Annotated in this window: 13 protein-coding genes; 4 read left to right on the plus strand and 9 right to left on the minus strand. The window is 56.7% G+C overall.

Translation table 11 applies throughout. The features are described from left to right. Positions 1-48: 48 nt before the first annotated feature. Both BN3911_RS16420 and BN3911_RS16425 read right to left on the minus strand, forming a co-directional pair. Positions 49-1,074, minus strand: a complete 1,026-nt coding sequence (locus BN3911_RS16420; RefSeq protein WP_066867508.1) for an aldo/keto reductase — start codon at positions 1,072-1,074, stop codon at positions 49-51. Between the two features lie 163 nt (positions 1,075-1,237). Continuing rightward, a complete protein-coding gene (locus tag BN3911_RS16425) occupies positions 1,238-1,750 on the minus strand; it encodes a ferritin (protein WP_066867511.1) in 513 nt (170 codons plus the stop codon). Between the two features lie 163 nt (positions 1,751-1,913). Here BN3911_RS16425 and BN3911_RS16430 point away from each other — a divergent pair, with 163 nt between their 5' ends. Next, on the plus strand, positions 1,914-2,282 hold the full coding sequence (locus BN3911_RS16430) for a desulfoferrodoxin family protein (protein ID WP_066867514.1): 369 nt from the start codon (positions 1,914-1,916) through the stop codon (positions 2,280-2,282). Between the two features lie 74 nt (positions 2,283-2,356). Here the strand turns inward: BN3911_RS16430 and BN3911_RS16435 are convergent, their stop codons facing one another. The 5 genes from BN3911_RS16435 to BN3911_RS16460 form a co-directional block, all read right to left on the minus strand. Next, positions 2,357-3,526, minus strand: a complete 1,170-nt coding sequence (locus BN3911_RS16435) for an aldo/keto reductase (RefSeq protein ID WP_066867517.1) — start codon at positions 3,524-3,526, stop codon at positions 2,357-2,359. Positions 3,527-3,705: 179 nt separating this feature from the next. Beyond that, positions 3,706-5,109 carry a nickel pincer cofactor biosynthesis protein LarC gene (gene larC, locus BN3911_RS16440; protein WP_066867519.1) on the minus strand — a complete coding sequence of 468 codons (1,404 nt, stop codon included), beginning with the start codon at positions 5,107-5,109 and terminating at the stop codon, positions 3,706-3,708. A gap of 52 nt (positions 5,110-5,161) precedes the next feature. After that, a complete protein-coding gene (larB, locus tag BN3911_RS16445; protein WP_066867523.1) occupies positions 5,162-5,926 on the minus strand; it encodes a nickel pincer cofactor biosynthesis protein LarB in 765 nt (254 codons plus the stop codon). A 54-nt stretch (positions 5,927-5,980) separates the two neighbouring features. After that, positions 5,981-6,724 carry an ATP-dependent sacrificial sulfur transferase LarE gene (gene larE / locus BN3911_RS16450; protein ID WP_066867526.1) on the minus strand — a complete coding sequence of 248 codons (744 nt, stop codon included), beginning with the start codon at positions 6,722-6,724 and terminating at the stop codon, positions 5,981-5,983. 429 nt (positions 6,725-7,153) lie between these two features. Then, positions 7,154-8,488, minus strand: a complete 1,335-nt coding sequence (locus tag BN3911_RS16460) for a cation:proton antiporter (protein ID WP_066867532.1) — start codon at positions 8,486-8,488, stop codon at positions 7,154-7,156. Between the two features lie 141 nt (positions 8,489-8,629). Between BN3911_RS16460 and BN3911_RS16465 the strand changes: the two genes are divergently transcribed. From BN3911_RS16465 to BN3911_RS16475, 3 genes are all read left to right on the plus strand, one after another. After that, complete coding sequence (locus BN3911_RS16465; RefSeq protein ID WP_242871153.1) at positions 8,630-9,517, plus strand: LysR family transcriptional regulator; 888 nt, start codon at positions 8,630-8,632, stop codon at positions 9,515-9,517. A gap of 93 nt (positions 9,518-9,610) precedes the next feature. Beyond that, positions 9,611-10,093 carry an amidase domain-containing protein gene (locus BN3911_RS16470; RefSeq protein WP_066867535.1) on the plus strand — a complete coding sequence of 161 codons (483 nt, stop codon included), beginning with the start codon at positions 9,611-9,613 and terminating at the stop codon, positions 10,091-10,093. A gap of 260 nt (positions 10,094-10,353) precedes the next feature. Continuing rightward, positions 10,354-11,994 (plus strand): Na/Pi cotransporter family protein, encoded by a 1,641-nt coding sequence (locus BN3911_RS16475; protein ID WP_066867538.1) that lies wholly within the window; start codon positions 10,354-10,356, stop codon positions 11,992-11,994. Between the two features lie 113 nt (positions 11,995-12,107). Here BN3911_RS16475 and BN3911_RS16480 read toward each other — a convergent pair whose 3' ends face one another. Both BN3911_RS16480 and BN3911_RS16485 read right to left on the minus strand, forming a co-directional pair. Then, on the minus strand, positions 12,108-14,477 hold the full coding sequence (locus tag BN3911_RS16480; RefSeq protein ID WP_066867541.1) for a CotH kinase family protein: 2,370 nt from the start codon (positions 14,475-14,477) through the stop codon (positions 12,108-12,110). Between the two features lie 85 nt (positions 14,478-14,562). Further along, the gene (locus BN3911_RS16485) at positions 14,563-15,234 is read right to left on the minus strand and encodes a DUF4956 domain-containing protein (RefSeq protein WP_066867544.1); all 672 of its coding nucleotides are present in this window, start codon (positions 15,232-15,234) and stop codon (positions 14,563-14,565) included. Positions 15,235-15,263 lie beyond the last annotated feature (29 nt).

Below are 15,263 nucleotides of genomic sequence, written 5' to 3' on the forward strand. Positions count from 1 at the left end.
AAGTTTCCTTTTGCGGCGGTCCTGTTTTTCAGCAAGGCAGTGAATGAATCACACCTGTACCGTGCCGTCCAGGATCTGTTTGTAATCCTCCAGATTCTGCCGAAGCAGCTCCGGCGTATCCAGCCCATAGGGACATTTCTTTTTGCACTGGCCGCAGTTCAGGCAATTTTCAACCTGCAGCATCATCTTCTGGCTTTCTTCCGTCAGCCAATTGGCCGACGGGCTCCGGCGGATCAATTGAGACATGCGGGCGCACTGGTTGATGACGATGCCGGCCGGACAGGGCATACAGTACCCGCAGGCCCTGCAGAAATTGCCGATCAGCTCTTTTCGGTCTCGTTCGATCAGCTCCCTGATTTCGCCGTCCATAACGGGCGGATTCTCGATATAGCTGATGAACTCATCCAGCTCCGACTCCCTCTGAACGCCCCAGATGGGAAGCGCGTTTTCAAATTGATCCTGCCAGGCATAGGCTGCGGCGGAATTGGTGATCAGCCCGCCGGAAAGCCCCTTCATGGAGATAAAGCCCACGTTCAGCTCCTGGCAGAGCTTTACCAGGGCAATGTCCTTTTCTGTGGACAGATAGCAGAAGGGGAACTGCAGCGTGTCATACAGGCCGGAGCGCACTGCCTCCTCCGCCACGTTCAGGCGATGGTTTGTAAGTCCGATAAAACGGATTTTTCCCTGTTCCCTTGCTTCCAGCATGGCCTCGTACAGGCCGGTGCCGTCCCCGGGCTTGGGACAGAAACTGGGATTGTGGAACTGGTAGATGTCTATGTAGTCCGTCTTCAGCAGCGAAAGGCTGGTTTCCAGGTCCTTCCAGAAACCCTCCGCCGTGGTGGAAGGGGTTTTCGTCGCCAGAATCAGCTTTTCCCGTACATTGCTGAGCGCAAAACCGATTTTTTCCTCGCTGTCGCTGTAAGAGCGGGCGGTGTCAAAGAAAGTGATCCCCGCGTCAAAAGCCTTGCGCAGCAGCATGGCGGCATACTCCCTGGTTACCCTTTGAATGGGCAGCGCACCAAACGCATTTTTCCCTGTGACAATTCCCGTTCTTCCCAACGTGACCTGCTTCATACAATCCCTCTCCTCTCAAATCCAGCGGCTGTGTCCGGGGCTTTTGCCCTGTAGGACACCCGCCTTTTTTCCACTTTTACCCCAGAGCACGTTCGGGCTATGCCTTTCTCCTGCAAAAGACGGCCCGCAGCCCACAGGGTCTGCGCTTTTTTACAGCGCCTGTTTACAGCACCAGGCTGGGCGCCGTGTACACTCTTGCCGCCAGTTCGGAATTGAGCATATACAGTCCCTTGGCCTCCGATCCGAAAAGTTCCATCTTTTGAATGAGATCCTCTGCGTTCTTCTCTTCTTCCCCCTGCTCCTTGACGAACCAATCCAAAAACTGGAGCGTACGGAAATCTTTCGACTGCTGGGCTGCGTCATACAGATTGTGAATCAGCGAAGTCACATAGACCTCATGCTCCAGGCCAGCCTTGAGTATCCCCATAGTATCCGCAGCTTTGCGCTCCGGCTTCGCCACTGCTTCCAAAGCCACCTTGGCGCTGTTGTTGTGCAGATACTGGTAGAACAGCATGGCATGGTCCCGCTCCTCCTGTGCCTGCACCTGGTACCAGTTTGCAAATCCATCTAGACCGGTTTCCTGAAAATAACTGGAAAAATCCAAATATAGATAGGCGGAATAGAACTCCGCAGTGATTTGGGCATTGAGAAGCTGAGCGACCGATTGGTTCAACATGAAATATCCACCTTTCCAAACTCTGTTTTTCCTTATTATATCCGCAGAACCGCTGAAATGCAAGAATGCGTGCAACCTGAAAAAGCCTTCTTCCCAGCTTCGGCATAATTGCGCGGCGGACAGGCGATACTATACCCTATCAACAGGAAGGGATGCATGCCATATGAAGTTTTACCGCTGCGAGCACTGTGGAAACATCGTGATCTATCTGAAGGACGCCGGGGTTCCCGTCGTCTGCTGCGGAGAAGAGATGCAGGAACTGAGGCCTGGAACAGTGGACGCCTCCGTGGAAAAGCACGTTCCCCTTGTGGAAAAGGACGGTTCCCGTGTCACCGTGTCCGTAGGCGCCGCGGAGCATCCGATGATCCCGGAGCATTTTATCCAATGGATCCTTTTGGAGACTTCCGAGGGGATTCAGCAGAAACCGCTGGCCCCCGGGCAGGAACCCAGGGCGGTATTCCAGCTGAGCGAGCATGACAAGGTGGTTTCCGCCTACGAATACTGCAACCTCCACGGCCTTTGGAAGGCCTGAACATTCCGGGAAGTTTGAAGCAGAAACCGAAGCGCGCCCATGAAATGGGCAGCTTCGGTTTCATTTCGTTATCCCTACGGTACCAGTTCCCTGGCGAATTTTCCCAGCAACGACGGCACGTCGATATTCTGCGGGCAAGCCTCGGCGCAGGCGCCGCACCCGATACAGGCGCCGGGCAGCTCCTCCGGCTTCATGGCGTCCAGGGTAAACCGCAGAGTCCCCAGGCCTTTGGAGTAGTTCAGCTCGTTGTACATAGAGAGCAGCTTGGGGATATCCAAGCCCTGAGGGCAATTCTCACAGCAATAGCGGCAGGCTGTACAGGGAACCAGCTCTGCCTGCAGGGAGACCACCTGATTCAGCAGCTGTCTTTCCTCCGGCGTAACAGGGTCTTCCCGGGAGAATACAGCAATATTCTCCTTCAGCTGCTCCAGCGTAGTCATCCCGCTGAGCACCACCTGGACCCCCGGCAGGGACTGGAGGAAACGGAACGCCCAGGAGGCTGCGGAATCCTGCGGGCGCACTTTTCGCAGCAGGGATTCCGCCCCTTCCGGCAGGGAAGCCAGACTTCCTCCCCGGCAGGGCTCCATCACCACCACCGGGATGCCGCGGCCCGTCAAAAGCTCATATTTCTTTCCGGCTTCCTGAAGCGTCCAATCCACATAATTCAGCTGAATCTGGCAGAATTCAAAGATGCCGGGATACCGGTTGAGAAACTTCTCGATGGTCTCCGCACGTCCGTGGGCGGAAAATCCCAGATGGCGGATGCGTCCCTGCTTCTTCTGATTCAGCAGATAGCCCACCACGTTCAGCTCTTCGTTGGTATAGAATTCCAGCGAGGTTTCACAGACATTGTGCAGCAGGTAAAAATCAAAGTAATCCACTCCACATTTTTCCAGCTGCTCTTCAAAAATTTCCGCCACGGACCCTATCTTTTCTCCTGCCAGGTATCCCTGAAAGCCCAGCCTGCCGTTTTGATAGTTCATCATATGCCCCGGCATTTTCGACGCCAGATACCAGGTGTCCCTGGGAAACTGGGAAAGCACCCTGCCCACAAAGGATTCCGACGCCCCTCCGTGGTACCGGTAGGCGGTATCGAAATAATTGACCCCATGGCGATAGGCGTACTCGATGATTTCCCTGGCCTTCTCCTCGTCAATAGGGCCGCCCTGCCCTTGGGTGGGCAGCCGCATATTCCCCATCCCCAAAACGGAAAGCTTTACTTCCTGAAACGGCTGATAGAGCATGAAAAGCACCACACTTTCTCAAAATTGGATGCAACCCGTCTCCGATCCGGCGGATTTTCTTTCCAAGGACAGCATACCATCTGGAGTGAACTCCAAGTCAAGCTTTTTTTACCGAAGCAAAAAAAGGCCGTACGGCGGGGAAATCCTCCGCCGTGCGGCTCTTTCTTCGATTCAGTTTGTCACTTGCTCCGGCTTTCCTCAACCCTGCGCAGCACCTCCTGCAGGCTCAGGCCGTGTTGTTCGGCCAGCCTTGCCAGATCGTCATATTCCGGCTTACAACGGCTGACGCCCCAGCCCGAGGATTCCTTTACCCTAACCGGGCCGAGCTCCGTTTCCACCGTATACTGGCTGCGGCGGAGCGTGTACCTGCTGCACAGGGATTCCCGCACTCCAAGCGTGGAGGTGTGCGCAAACAGAGTTGAGAGCGCCTTCTCCTTGTCCTCAGGCCTGCACAGGCAGGTCAGCAGGATTCCCGGCCGGTTTTTCTTCATTCCCACCGGCGTGGTATACACCTCAAGGACACCCGCCTTCAACAGCTGTTCCTGGGCAAAGCCCACAGCCTCCGGGGTCATGTCGTCCAGATTGCAGCGAAGCTCCAGGACACTGTCCCCCGCTTCTTCCGTCTCTCCCAGTAAGGCTCGGACGCCGTTCATGGCCTCGAACTCCTTGCTTCCCATACCATAGCCGATCTTCTCCACCCGCATGACCGGAGACGGGCCGAAGGAATTCACGAAATACTTCAGCAGCGCCGCCCCGGTGGGAGTGCAGAGTTCTCCGCGTACCGAACCGCCGTAGGTGGGTACTTCCCGGAGAATATGGGCTGTGGCAGGGGCGGGCACGGGCAGGATGCCGTGGGCGCAGCGCACCTGGCCGCTGCCAACGTGGATGGGAGAGCAGACCACCTGCTCCGGGGCAAGCTCTTCCAGCAAAAGGCAGACCGCGGCCACATCGGCCACGGCGTCCAGCGTGCCCACTTCGTGGAAGTGGATTTCCTCCACCGGCCTGCCGTGGGCATGGCTTTCCGCCTCAGCGATCAGCCGGTAGACGCCCAGCGCATCCCCCCTCACCTTTTCCGAAACCGGCAGATGGGAGATGATATGCTCCACCTCGTGCATCCCCGCATGATGGTGGCCATGGCTGTGGCTGTGTTCGTGAGCATGGTCATGATCGTGGTCATGCTCATGGCCGTGGTCGTGGTCGTGGCCGTGGTCATGGTCGTGGTCATGGTCGTGGTCGTGGCCGTGGTCATGATCGTGGTCATGCTCATGGCCGTGGCCGTGGCCGTGGTCATGGTCGTGGTCGTGGCCGTGGTCATGGTCGTGGTCGTGGCCGTGGTCATGGCCGTGGTCATGGTCATGACTCACATCCATACTCTCTTCCTCTTCCCCGTGCACCTTTACCGAAACATGGGTGCCTGTAATGCCGCATTTGACCGATGGGACGGCGCTGACTTCCACGCCGGGAAGTCCCAGACCATTGAGACGCCGGAGCACCCCCTCCGGATCCGGATGAAGCTCCAGGAGGGCTGCTGTGAGCATATCGCCCGCCGCCCCCATTGCACAGTCAAAATAAATGGTTTTCATAAGAATCTATTCCTCCTAAACTCTGTCGGCTTGTTTTCTTTCCGGAGCGCTTTCAGCCTGGATTCCTGTCCCCGATATGGTTGATCATACTGGCCAAATACCCTGCACCGAAGCCGTTGTCGATGTTGACGACGCTCACACCGCTGGCGCAGGAATTGAGCATGGAAAGCAGCGCGGCCAGACCGCCGAAGGCCGCTCCATACCCCACGCTGGTGGGCACGGCAATCACGGGGCAGTCTGCCAGCCCGCCCAACACGCTGGCGAGAGCGCCCTCCATCCCGGCAATGGCGACAATCACCCGGGCACTCATAAAATCTTCCAGATGAGACAGCGTGCGGTGCAGCCCGGCCACGCCCACATCATAGAGGCGCACTACCTCGTTGCCCAGCGCCTCTGCAGTCAGCGCCGCCTCCTCCGCCACAGGCATATCGCTGGTACCTCCCGTGGCCACAATGATGCGGCCCGTGCCCGTGGGCTTCGGCATGGCGCCCACAATGCCGACCCTGCCCATCTCATGGTAGGCAAGGGGCAGCTCCTTCCCCACCAGCTCCGCGGCTTCCGGGGACATACGGGTGATCAGGATGGTCTTATCACCATCCTCCCGCATGGACGCGGCAATAGCCCGAATCTGTTCCGGCGTCTTTCCAGCGCCGTAAATCACCTCGGCAATCCCCTGGCGCAGCCCCCGGTGCCGGTCCACCTTGGCAAATCCCAAATCCCGGAAAGGCTCCAGTTTCAGCTCCATCAGAGCCTCGCCCACCGGGCAATCCCCGCTGGCCACCCGTTCCAGCAGAGCCTTGATTTCCAATTGATCCATCCTGATTTCTTCCTCCCTTTTCCTTTCCGCTTGCCGCGGCTGTCCTGCCGGCCTTCACCGGCCCTGTAAATCCAGAAACACCTCTGAAAAATACGGTTTCAGTTCCGTCTGAATCTCCCTCCTGCGCGCCAGCGCTTCCGCCATCTGGTCCTCCGGCAGCTGAAGCCGCGCCGCATTGTGAAACACTCTTACCCGAAAATCTGTAAACCCCAGGGAAAAGAGACGGTCCTCCGCCTGCTCCACCTTCTGCAGCAGTCCGGCTGTAATCTCCTCTCCTGTGGGAATTCTGGTGGCAAGGCAGGCATAGGCCGGCTTGTCCCAGGTAAAGAGCCCGGCTTCTTTGGACCGCCTTCGCACCTCCGCCTTTGTAATTCCGCATTCCCGCAGGGGGGACCTTACGGAAAGCTCCCGGATCGCCCGCATGCCGGGGCGGTCTCCGGCGTCGTCTGAGGCATTGGTGCCGTCCATCAGCACAGGGTATCCGTCCCGCGCCGCCTGATCCCGCAATGTGCCGAACAGGGCGCGCTTGCAGTGGTAGCAGCGGTCCTGCGGATTGCTCCGCACCGCTTCCTGGGACAGGACATCCACTTCCAGCACGGCCAGCTCCACCCCCAGCTGCGCGCAGAGCCTCCTGGCGTCGGCAAGCTCAAAGGCAGGCTGAAATACAGTTTTCACAAAATACGGCCGCACCTGCGCGCCATGCTCCACCGCCTCGTACAGCAGATACGCCGAATCCGTGCCTCCTGAAAAACCCAGGGCAACCCGGGGATTTTCCCGAAAAAAGTCCTTCAATTCCATCCTTTGCCACACTCCCTTTCGGCCCGTATTCCCACGGCCCCGCTGCCATTATAAAGAAAAGAAACAAACCCGAAAACCGCTTCGGCGGCCCTCCGATCTGTCTCTGCTTCCTGCAAATCCATCTTTTTCAAATGCTGTACAGGCTTCCGGCCCAGCCTTCCATCCGGAAAACCGCGTTCCTTCCTGAAACGCAGCGGCGCTGTAGGAGCCATGGGAAACCCTTCTCACTGTTGAGAGTAAGTCTACACCTTGAAGTGCACTCTATGTCAAGGGGTTTCCGTATTTTTCCCAGCCGCTTTTTTCCATAAACCGTGCGGGGGACGGTCCGCTGGCGCCGGATGCAAAGAACCGCCCCTGCCGGATACGCCGGCACAGGGCGGCCCTTCCAAAGGAGGCGGACTGGGGATGCCTTACGGTGATCCAGACCGTTCAGTGATGGACGGCCTGCAGCATCCGCAGGGCCAGCTTCCGTATCCTGCCGTGCCCGCGCACAACAGGTTTTCCCTCCTCCGGCTGTCCCTGTGCCTCATCCCGCGGTTTGGGACCCGCTCCTCCCGGCTTATCTTCCTGCTCTAGCGTATGGGACAGGAACAGGGAGGCTTTGGCGCAGGCCGGTCCCACGGTTTCGTAGAGCACTGCTGAAGAGAGGATAATGGCGGACAGCAGCGCGCCTGTCTCCGGCGGAAGCATCCGCTCCCCCAAAGCAGCCAGTCCGATGGATACGCCTGCCTGGGGGATCAACGCCAGCCCCAGCCAATTTCTGATACGCCCCGGCATGCGGCAAAGAGCGCAGCCGGCAAAGGCGCCAGCGTATTTTCCCGCAATACGCAGGAAAAAGTAGGCGACGCCAATTACGCCTTCCGTGGCCAGAGCGGGAATATTCAGACGCATGCCGGAAAGCACAAAGAAAAGCAGGAGCACGGGCGGGGTAAAGCGGTTGATCTCCTTAAACAGATGCTTGTTCCCCGAAAGGTTAATGTAGGAAGCCCCCAGAGCCATACAGGAAAGCAGGGGAGATATATTCAGCAGCGTGCAGAGTCCCGTCATCCCCAAAATGACGCCGTTGGCGATCACAAGCCGGTGGTCGGAGGAGCGCCTTTCACTGATCAGCCGGTGCAGGACCCAGCCCAGGCCGATTCCCAGAACCACGGCTCCCAGATTCCAGAGGACTGGGGCGGCCACATCCATGGCGTTGACCTTCCCGCCGCCTTCCAGGGCCTGGGTTACCGCCGTACACACGGAAAAGGCCACCAGCGCAACCGCATCGTCCAGGGCCACCACCTGGAGGATCAGGTTGACAAAGGGACCCTTTGCATGGTACTGCCGGATGGTCATAATGGTGGAAGCAGGCGCCGTGGCGCAGCCGATGGCGCCCAGCAGCAGGGAAAAGGGCACTGGAAGATGGAACAGGAAAATCATGGGCAGCGTGATGGCAGCCATGGCCAGCAGCGCCTCCAGCACAGTGATTATCAGGGTTCCCCCTCCGCTTTTTTTCAGGGTGGCAATTTTGAAATACCTGCCCACGCCAAAGGCGATATAGGCCAGGGCGATATCGGTGACAAAGCCCATTCCGGAAGCCACCTCCACAGGAACCGCATCCAACAGATAGGGGCCCAGCAGAATCCCCGCAAAAATATAGCCGGTCACATTGGGCAGCTTCAGGCGCTTTGTGACCCGCGTCACCAGAAATCCGGCAAACAGCATCAGGGAGAGGGAGAGAATCACCTGGGAGGTTTCATTCCCAAGCATTAAGAATTGTTTCATAAGCGGCGGCGCCTCCTTTCCGGGGCAGAACGATTTCCCCGGCAGCCATAGAATATGCTTGATTATAGGACTGGTGTATGATAAAATCAAATAATAATTTTTAACACAGATATTCAAAAATTTGATAAAAAGGAGGAACCCATGATGTTTGATCAGAAGGCCAACACCTTGCTCACCCTGGTACAGGAAGGCAGCTTTACCAAGGCAGCTCAAGCGCTTTCCCTGAGCCAACCCGCTGTGAGCCATCAGATCCGCCAGCTGGAAGAGGAATTCGGCATCCAAATTTTCCACAAGGACAGGAAAGAGCTGCGTCCCACCCCGGCGGGCGCAGTTCTGATCAAATATGCCCGGCGGGCGCTGGCCGTCTACAACAATGCGCGGCAGGCCATTGAGGATTCCCGCAGCAACCTGCGGCGGTTCACTGTGGCCATTACGCCCACGGTGGCGGAGAGCCTGGTTCCCCAGACGCTGGCGTACTACTGCATGGAGAATTCCGACGCCCACATCAACATCATGACTGATACCATAAAAAACATTTATGATAAATTGAAATCTTTTGAAACTGACCTGGCCATTGTGGAAGGAAAGCCTGACGATTCCAGCCTGACCAGCGTACTTCTGGACACAGATTTCCTTTGTCTGGCGGTGTCGCCCCAGCACCCTTTTTCCAAGCGGGCCTCCGTTCCTCTGATGGAGCTGAAAAAGGAAAAATTCATCATGCGGTCCCGTCCGGGAAACACCCGGGTGCTTTTCGAACGTTATCTGGAAAACAACGGGGAGACGCTGCGGAGCTTCAACGTGATGATGGAAATAGACAACGTGGCCACCATCAAAGAACTTGTCTCACGGAATTTGGGCGTCACGGTAATCGCCCGTTCCGCCTGTCTGGAGGAGCTGCGCACCGGCAGGCTGGCGGTGGTCCCCATTGAAAACTCTTCCATGATCCGGGAGATCAACCTGGTCTTTCACCGGGATTTCAGCCATCCGGAGGTGCTGGATGAGATCCGGCGTATCTACTCTTCCTTTTAGCCGCAGGAATTCCTTCCGGCCGCTTTCCCGCTCAATGCACGGCGGAGGCGCCCTCCACATAGGATGGTACACGGAAACAGAGGAGGGAATGACATGAGAGAACGGGAATACTGGCGGGCGGATGCCGCAGCCTATGCAAAAGCCTGGGCGTTCGGCCGAAACCCCGCCTATCTGGATTTTGAACAGCTGGGCGGCGACTGTACGAATTTCGCCTCACAATGCCTGTATGCGGGCAGCGGCATCATGAATTACACCCCCACCTTCGGCTGGTATTACGCCTCTGCCTCCAACCGCACGCCGTCCTGGACAGGGGTACAGTATCTCTACGACTTTCTGACACGCGGCAAGGGACCAGGCCCTCATGCGGTGGAGACGGAAGCCGGGGAATTGGAGATCGGCGATCTTGTCCAGCTGGGCCGGGCAGACGGACAGTTTTACCACAGCCCGGTGGTGGTGGAGACCTCTCCCGAGCTATTGGTGGCAGCCCATTCCTTCGACGCCTACAGGCGGCCCCTGAGCAGCTACAGCTATGACAGGGTACGGTACCTTCACATCGCCGGGGTACGCATCCCGTAACAAACCGCCTCGTATTCTTCTTGCTTTTTTTGAAGAAAACAGTATAATTATTTCAAAGAATTTATACTGCTGAGAGGAAGAGACCATGGACAACGCCGTTTTCAGACGCTGCCCCGCACATTTTCCCCCTTGCATTGGTAAAACGGACAGGTATAACCCTGCGTCCCTACGGGCGGCGGGGGTTATACCTGTTTTTCTGACTGGAATTTTCTGCAAGGCAAAGCAGCAATCACCCCTTTGGAAAGGATTGGACGAAAGCCATGAAAGTAGCTGATATTCTGGGTCTGCTGGGAGGACTGGCACTTTTCCTGTATGGTATGCAGATGATGAGTTCCGGCCTGGAGGCCGCCGCAGGCAACCGCATGAAACGTATTTTGGAACGTCTGACCTCCAATCGCTTTTTGGGCGTGGCAGTAGGGGCGGGAATCACCGCGGTGATTCAGTCTTCCTCCGCCACTACAGTTATGGTGGTCGGTTTTGTCAATTCCGGAATGATGACCCTTTCACAGGCGGTATGGATTATTATGGGCGCCAACATCGGTACTACCATTACCGGCCAGCTGATTGCCCTGGACGTAGGGGCTCTGGCCCCCCTCTTCGCTTTCTGCGGCGTGGCCCTGGTTGTGTTCCTGAAGAAAGCTGTGTTTCATCACTACGGCCAGATTATTGCGGGCCTTGGCATCCTGTTTATCGGCATGGAAATGATGAGCTCCGCCATGATGCCCCTGCGGGAATCCAAAGCCTTCATTAACCTGATGACCCAGTTCAGCAACCCTCTTTTGGGAATTCTGGCAGGTATGATTTTTACCGCCGTCATCCAGTCTTCCTCCGCCTCGGTAGGCATTTTGCAGGCCCTGGTCGCCAGCGGCCTCATCGGTCTGCCCAGTGCGGTTTACGTCCTCTTCGGCCAAAATATCGGCACCTGCATCACCGCGGTGCTGGCCGCCATCGGCACCAGCAGAAACGCCAAACGCACCACGGTGCTTCACCTGCTCTTCAATGTAATCGGCACAACGCTTTTCACCCTGGCCTGCATGTTCACTCCTCTCACCCCGCTGGTCGCATCCTTCACCCCTGGCAACCTGCCCGCTCAAATCGCCAATATGCACACTGTGTTCAACGTGGTGACCACTCTTCTGCTGCTGCCCTTCGGAAACTATCTGGCAAAGCTTGCCGTGCGCATTCTGCCTGAACATGCCTCTGAGGAAAGCGCCGGCCCCAGGCTTCTCTACCTGAAGCCCGTGGAAAGCTCCCATGAATACCAGATCGGCACCTCGGCCATCGCCCTTAACGGCGTCTGGAAAGAGCTGGCGCGCATGTCGGAAATGGTCCATTCAAACGTGGAAAAGAGCTTTCAGGCCGTGGAGCAGGAAGCGCCCCAGCTGTTGGGGCCGGTAGAGGAGGCAGAGGAATACCTTGACTATCTCAACAAGGAAATTTCCAAATATATCTCTCATGTAATCGTCTATGAGAACAACGAGAAAGATTCCGCCCAGATCAGCGCCTTCTTCCGTGTCTCCGGCAATCTGGAGCGCATCGGCGACCACGCCATGAACATCTGCGAGTACACCAAGCGCATCGCAGAAAAAGGAATCTCTTTTTCACCTGCAGCCAAAGCTGAAATCGCGGAAATGCGTAAGACCAGCCTGGCTGCCTTGGACCTGCTCGGAAACCTGCAGGGAATTTCTGTAGAACGGCTTTCCCAGGTTGCAGCCGCAGAACAGAAAATTGACGACATGACGCTGCGGTACCGCCAGAACCAGATGGACCGCATCCGGGACGGCCTCTGTTCTGATGAGGCCTGCGTGCTTTATTCGGAAATGCTCACCGATTTTGAGCGCATCGGCGACCATATCCTGAACATCGGTCAGGAGCTGACGCAGATAGACATTCCGGATTAGTTTAAAAAGGGGACGCTGCAGGATGAAGCTGCAGCGTCCCCTTTTTTGTTTCCTCCCAAGTTTCCAACGGCCTGAAACGTCTTCAGGAGAATAGGACATGGCGTTGCGGGAAATCAACGGTAAAGCTTGGCAAAGATCAGCCCGCCCGCCAAAAACAACGCCGAAACTCCCAGCAGAAGTCCCGTTTCCAGGGAAGCGGAGGCAGCCTGACCCGCAGACTCGGAGCCGGGTATCCCCGGCATTCCGACGCCCGCCTGCCCACGGCTCCAGTTTTCCCAATCCTGTCCGGGCTGTTCCGCAGGAGGCTCTGTCTCCGGGCCGCTTTCCCCTTCCGCAGAATCCGCGGGGGAATCCTGGGAAGCCTCTGAAGAGGAAGAGGAGGTTTCCTCTTTCCCCCCGCTCTTGAAGCCTTCCGGAACCTTCCCGTTCTCTGGGGGCTGCATTCCCTGCCCTTCTCCATTGGGAAGCTCCGCCCCATCCGGGGGCTCCATTCCGTCCGGAGGCGAAAATGCACCTTGATTTTCCCTTCCATCCGCCGCCGGCTGGGCCGCTGTCACTGTTATCGTTTTCTCAGCAACTTCTTCGTCTCCTGCTGCAGCCGTCTTGTTTTCCGGCTGCTCCTGTTGCCGTTCCGTCTCGTCCTCTTCCGGAAGCGCAGCGCCGGTTTTCCCTTTTTCACCCCAGCTGCCGAATCCCATTCCGTTTCCGCCGCCCATCCCCTGGGAGCCCATGTCGGATACTGTCAGGTGGGAAGCGTCGATGAGAGCGCTGGAATCCGCTGTTTGTCCCTCTGAAGTGGAAGGAATGGAACCATCCAGCTGTCCCCGGATACTCTCCGCCCGGAGCAGGCAGAATTCCTTCAGCGTGTCGGCCCCTTTGAGAAATTCCTCATAGGTACAGAACGCGGTGGGGTCCTTCTCCACATAAGGGGAAATCAGGGCCAGGGTTTCCTCGAAGAACTCCTCAAAATAGCCGCTTTCAAAATAGGAGGAGATAAAATCGTCAAAGGCTTCGTGATATTGCTGCGTGTAGGCGTCATTTTCAAAAATCCAGGCAACCATAGGGCGTTCGGAAAGCTCGCCGCTGGAAACGGGGGAATCGATGGGGGAATTCACAGAGGAAGTGGCGCCATCCCCACCCCCCATAGCTCCCATCCCCATACCCCCGAAAGCCAGGTTGTAGTCCCAGGCGATCATGGAAAGAAGCCCTTCGTCCTCATGGAGGTAATAGTTGTGGATAATGCTGCCGGTATAGCTGTCGCCGTTGAGCACAAAATTGTGCGCTACAAAATAGCTGATCACCTCATCCACATTTACAGATTCCTCGATGTTCCCCTCGTTCAAATTCTTCAGGGCCTGGATGAGCCGGTCCTTATCGGCATTCGTCACATCAAATACCGCGTTGTCGAAGATATTGGGGTAGCTGTCGTAAGATTCATCCGTATAGACCAGCAGAACGTCCGAGCTGCCTCCCATCCCTGCCATGCCGCCAAAACCTTTTCCTTCGCCGCTTTCTCCTGCATCGGGAAGCTGCATCCCCCCGCCCTCGGAGAAACCCCCGCCCTGCAGGAGGGACGCCAGTCGCTGCAGTTCTTCCGGCAGCGTGATTCCGCCCTCTTCCAGACGGGCGAGGATGGCCTGAAGGTCATCCGGCAGGACCAAAGCTCCGGACTCCAGCTCTTCCAGAATGGTTTGCACCTCTTCAGGATAAGCGCCGCTCTCATCTTTCAGGCCTTCCAGCAAGGTCTTCCAATCGCCGAACGAATTCCCGCCGCCGGGGCCGCCTTCCATCCCTTCCGGCAGTTCCTGTCCCACTTCATTTCGATTTTTGGCTTCGGCTCCCCGACCGCCTCCGCCCATAGACATGCTGTCGGGCTTGTATATCGCGCCGTAATCGGAGCCGTAGGTCCGCTCGGCAAAACTCTCTTCCACACCCTCCGCGGCGATATAGAGGCCCCAGTCCTCGCCGTTTACCGTGATCCAGACATAGCTTGTCAGCGGCGTTTCCGCGCCCGTATAGGCCATCATCTGGTAGCAGAGATAATCCTTCATATAGGTGTTATCCTGTATGACATTGTTCAGGCAGAGCTTGTCGAGGCCGTAATAGGTAGAGGTGCTGTCATAATGGTCAAACTCAATTTTGAAGCTGTACCGGTCGGAATCCGAATTTGCCACCGTGCTTAGGGAGGTGTTCCCCTTAGGCCGGATTCCCACATTTTTATAGCTTTCCCCATCAATGACCAGCGCGCAGGAGATATATTCCTCCGCCATGGCGTTTGAGAGCATCTCCTGCCAGTCGTCTTCATCGGCCACAATATCTACCGTATGAACCCTGCTGGTATCAAAAATTCTGGACACATAGGGCATATCTGCGGCGGCGGCTTCCAAAAATATACCGCCTCCGCCCAGAAACAGCACCGTGACCAGCACCATAAAAACTGCCGTCACCATACAGATGAGATCGATGCGCTTGCTTTTGGACATAGTTGGAGTTTTCCCCCTTTCTTAGGCCATCTATCTTTGGTATGTTTCAACTGACCCGGTATTCTTTGTCCCAGGGAAGCACCATTCACCCCATATACTCCCCATTGTAGCTGACGAGCACCGCACTGGTGACGCCGCTGATTCCGGTAAGCCCGTTGACAAAGGAGGTGTCGCTGCCCTTCAGGCGGATTTCGTAGTTGAGCTCGATCTGATCCCTGGTGACGGTTTTGCTTTTTACCACGCTTTTCTCCACCGTTGCAGCCAGAAAGTCCCGAGCCATCTGTTCGGCGTGATCATCCTCACAGGTGATCACCGCAAGATAGGGGTTCTGATGGGGCTTCCGGTTCACAAATACCAGCAGCATCACCCCGATGACTACGCTGCCGATGACAGCCAGAGGGATCATGCCCGCTGCCAGGACGATTCCCGCGGCAATGGCCCAGAAGAGGAAGGCGATGTCCAGCGGTTCCTTGATGGCGGTGCGGAAGCGGACGATGGAGAGCGCGCCTACCATGCCCAGAGAGAGCACCACATTGCTGGTCACCGCCAAAATGACCAGGGTGGTGATCATGGTCATGGCGATGAGAGAGACGCCGAAGCCGGCGGAATACATCACGCCGCTGTAGGTCTTTTTATAGACGAAGAAGATGAACAGGCCCACGCAAAAGGAAAGCACAATGGCCAGGACCATATCCAACACTGTGACGCTGGTCACATTTTCCAAAAAATTCGATTTGAAGATATCGCTGAAAGTCATAAAGGTTACTCCTGTTCTGTTTTTATTTT

The organism is Neglectibacter timonensis (assembly GCF_900048895.1).
Lineage (GTDB): Bacteria > Bacillota > Clostridia > Oscillospirales > Acutalibacteraceae > Acutalibacter > Acutalibacter timonensis.

Bases quoted from the DNA above. Each gene is read 5' to 3' on its own strand.
- BN3911_RS16420 (WP_066867508.1), bottom strand. From the start codon at position 1,074: ATGAAGCAGGTCACGTTGGGAAGAACGGGAATTGTCACAGGGAAAAAT.
- BN3911_RS16425 (WP_066867511.1), bottom strand. From the start codon at position 1,750: ATGTTGAACCAATCGGTCGCTCAGCTTCTCAATGCCCAAATCACTGCG.
- BN3911_RS16430 (WP_066867514.1), top strand. From the start codon at position 1,914: ATGAAGTTTTACCGCTGCGAGCACTGTGGAAACATCGTGATCTATCTG.
- BN3911_RS16435 (WP_066867517.1), bottom strand. From the start codon at position 3,526: ATGCTCTATCAGCCGTTTCAGGAAGTAAAGCTTTCCGTTTTGGGGATG.
- larC (WP_066867519.1), bottom strand. From the start codon at position 5,109: ATGAAAACCATTTATTTTGACTGTGCAATGGGGGCGGCGGGCGATATG.
- larB (WP_066867523.1), bottom strand. From the start codon at position 5,926: ATGGATCAATTGGAAATCAAGGCTCTGCTGGAACGGGTGGCCAGCGGG.
- larE (WP_066867526.1), bottom strand. From the start codon at position 6,724: ATGGAATTGAAGGACTTTTTTCGGGAAAATCCCCGGGTTGCCCTGGGT.
- BN3911_RS16460 (WP_066867532.1), bottom strand. From the start codon at position 8,488: ATGAAACAATTCTTAATGCTTGGGAATGAAACCTCCCAGGTGATTCTC.
- BN3911_RS16465 (WP_242871153.1), top strand. From the start codon at position 8,630: ATGATGTTTGATCAGAAGGCCAACACCTTGCTCACCCTGGTACAGGAA.
- BN3911_RS16470 (WP_066867535.1), top strand. From the start codon at position 9,611: ATGAGAGAACGGGAATACTGGCGGGCGGATGCCGCAGCCTATGCAAAA.
- BN3911_RS16475 (WP_066867538.1), top strand. From the start codon at position 10,354: ATGAAAGTAGCTGATATTCTGGGTCTGCTGGGAGGACTGGCACTTTTC.
- BN3911_RS16480 (WP_066867541.1), bottom strand. From the start codon at position 14,477: ATGTCCAAAAGCAAGCGCATCGATCTCATCTGTATGGTGACGGCAGTT.
- BN3911_RS16485 (WP_066867544.1), bottom strand. From the start codon at position 15,234: ATGACTTTCAGCGATATCTTCAAATCGAATTTTTTGGAAAATGTGACC.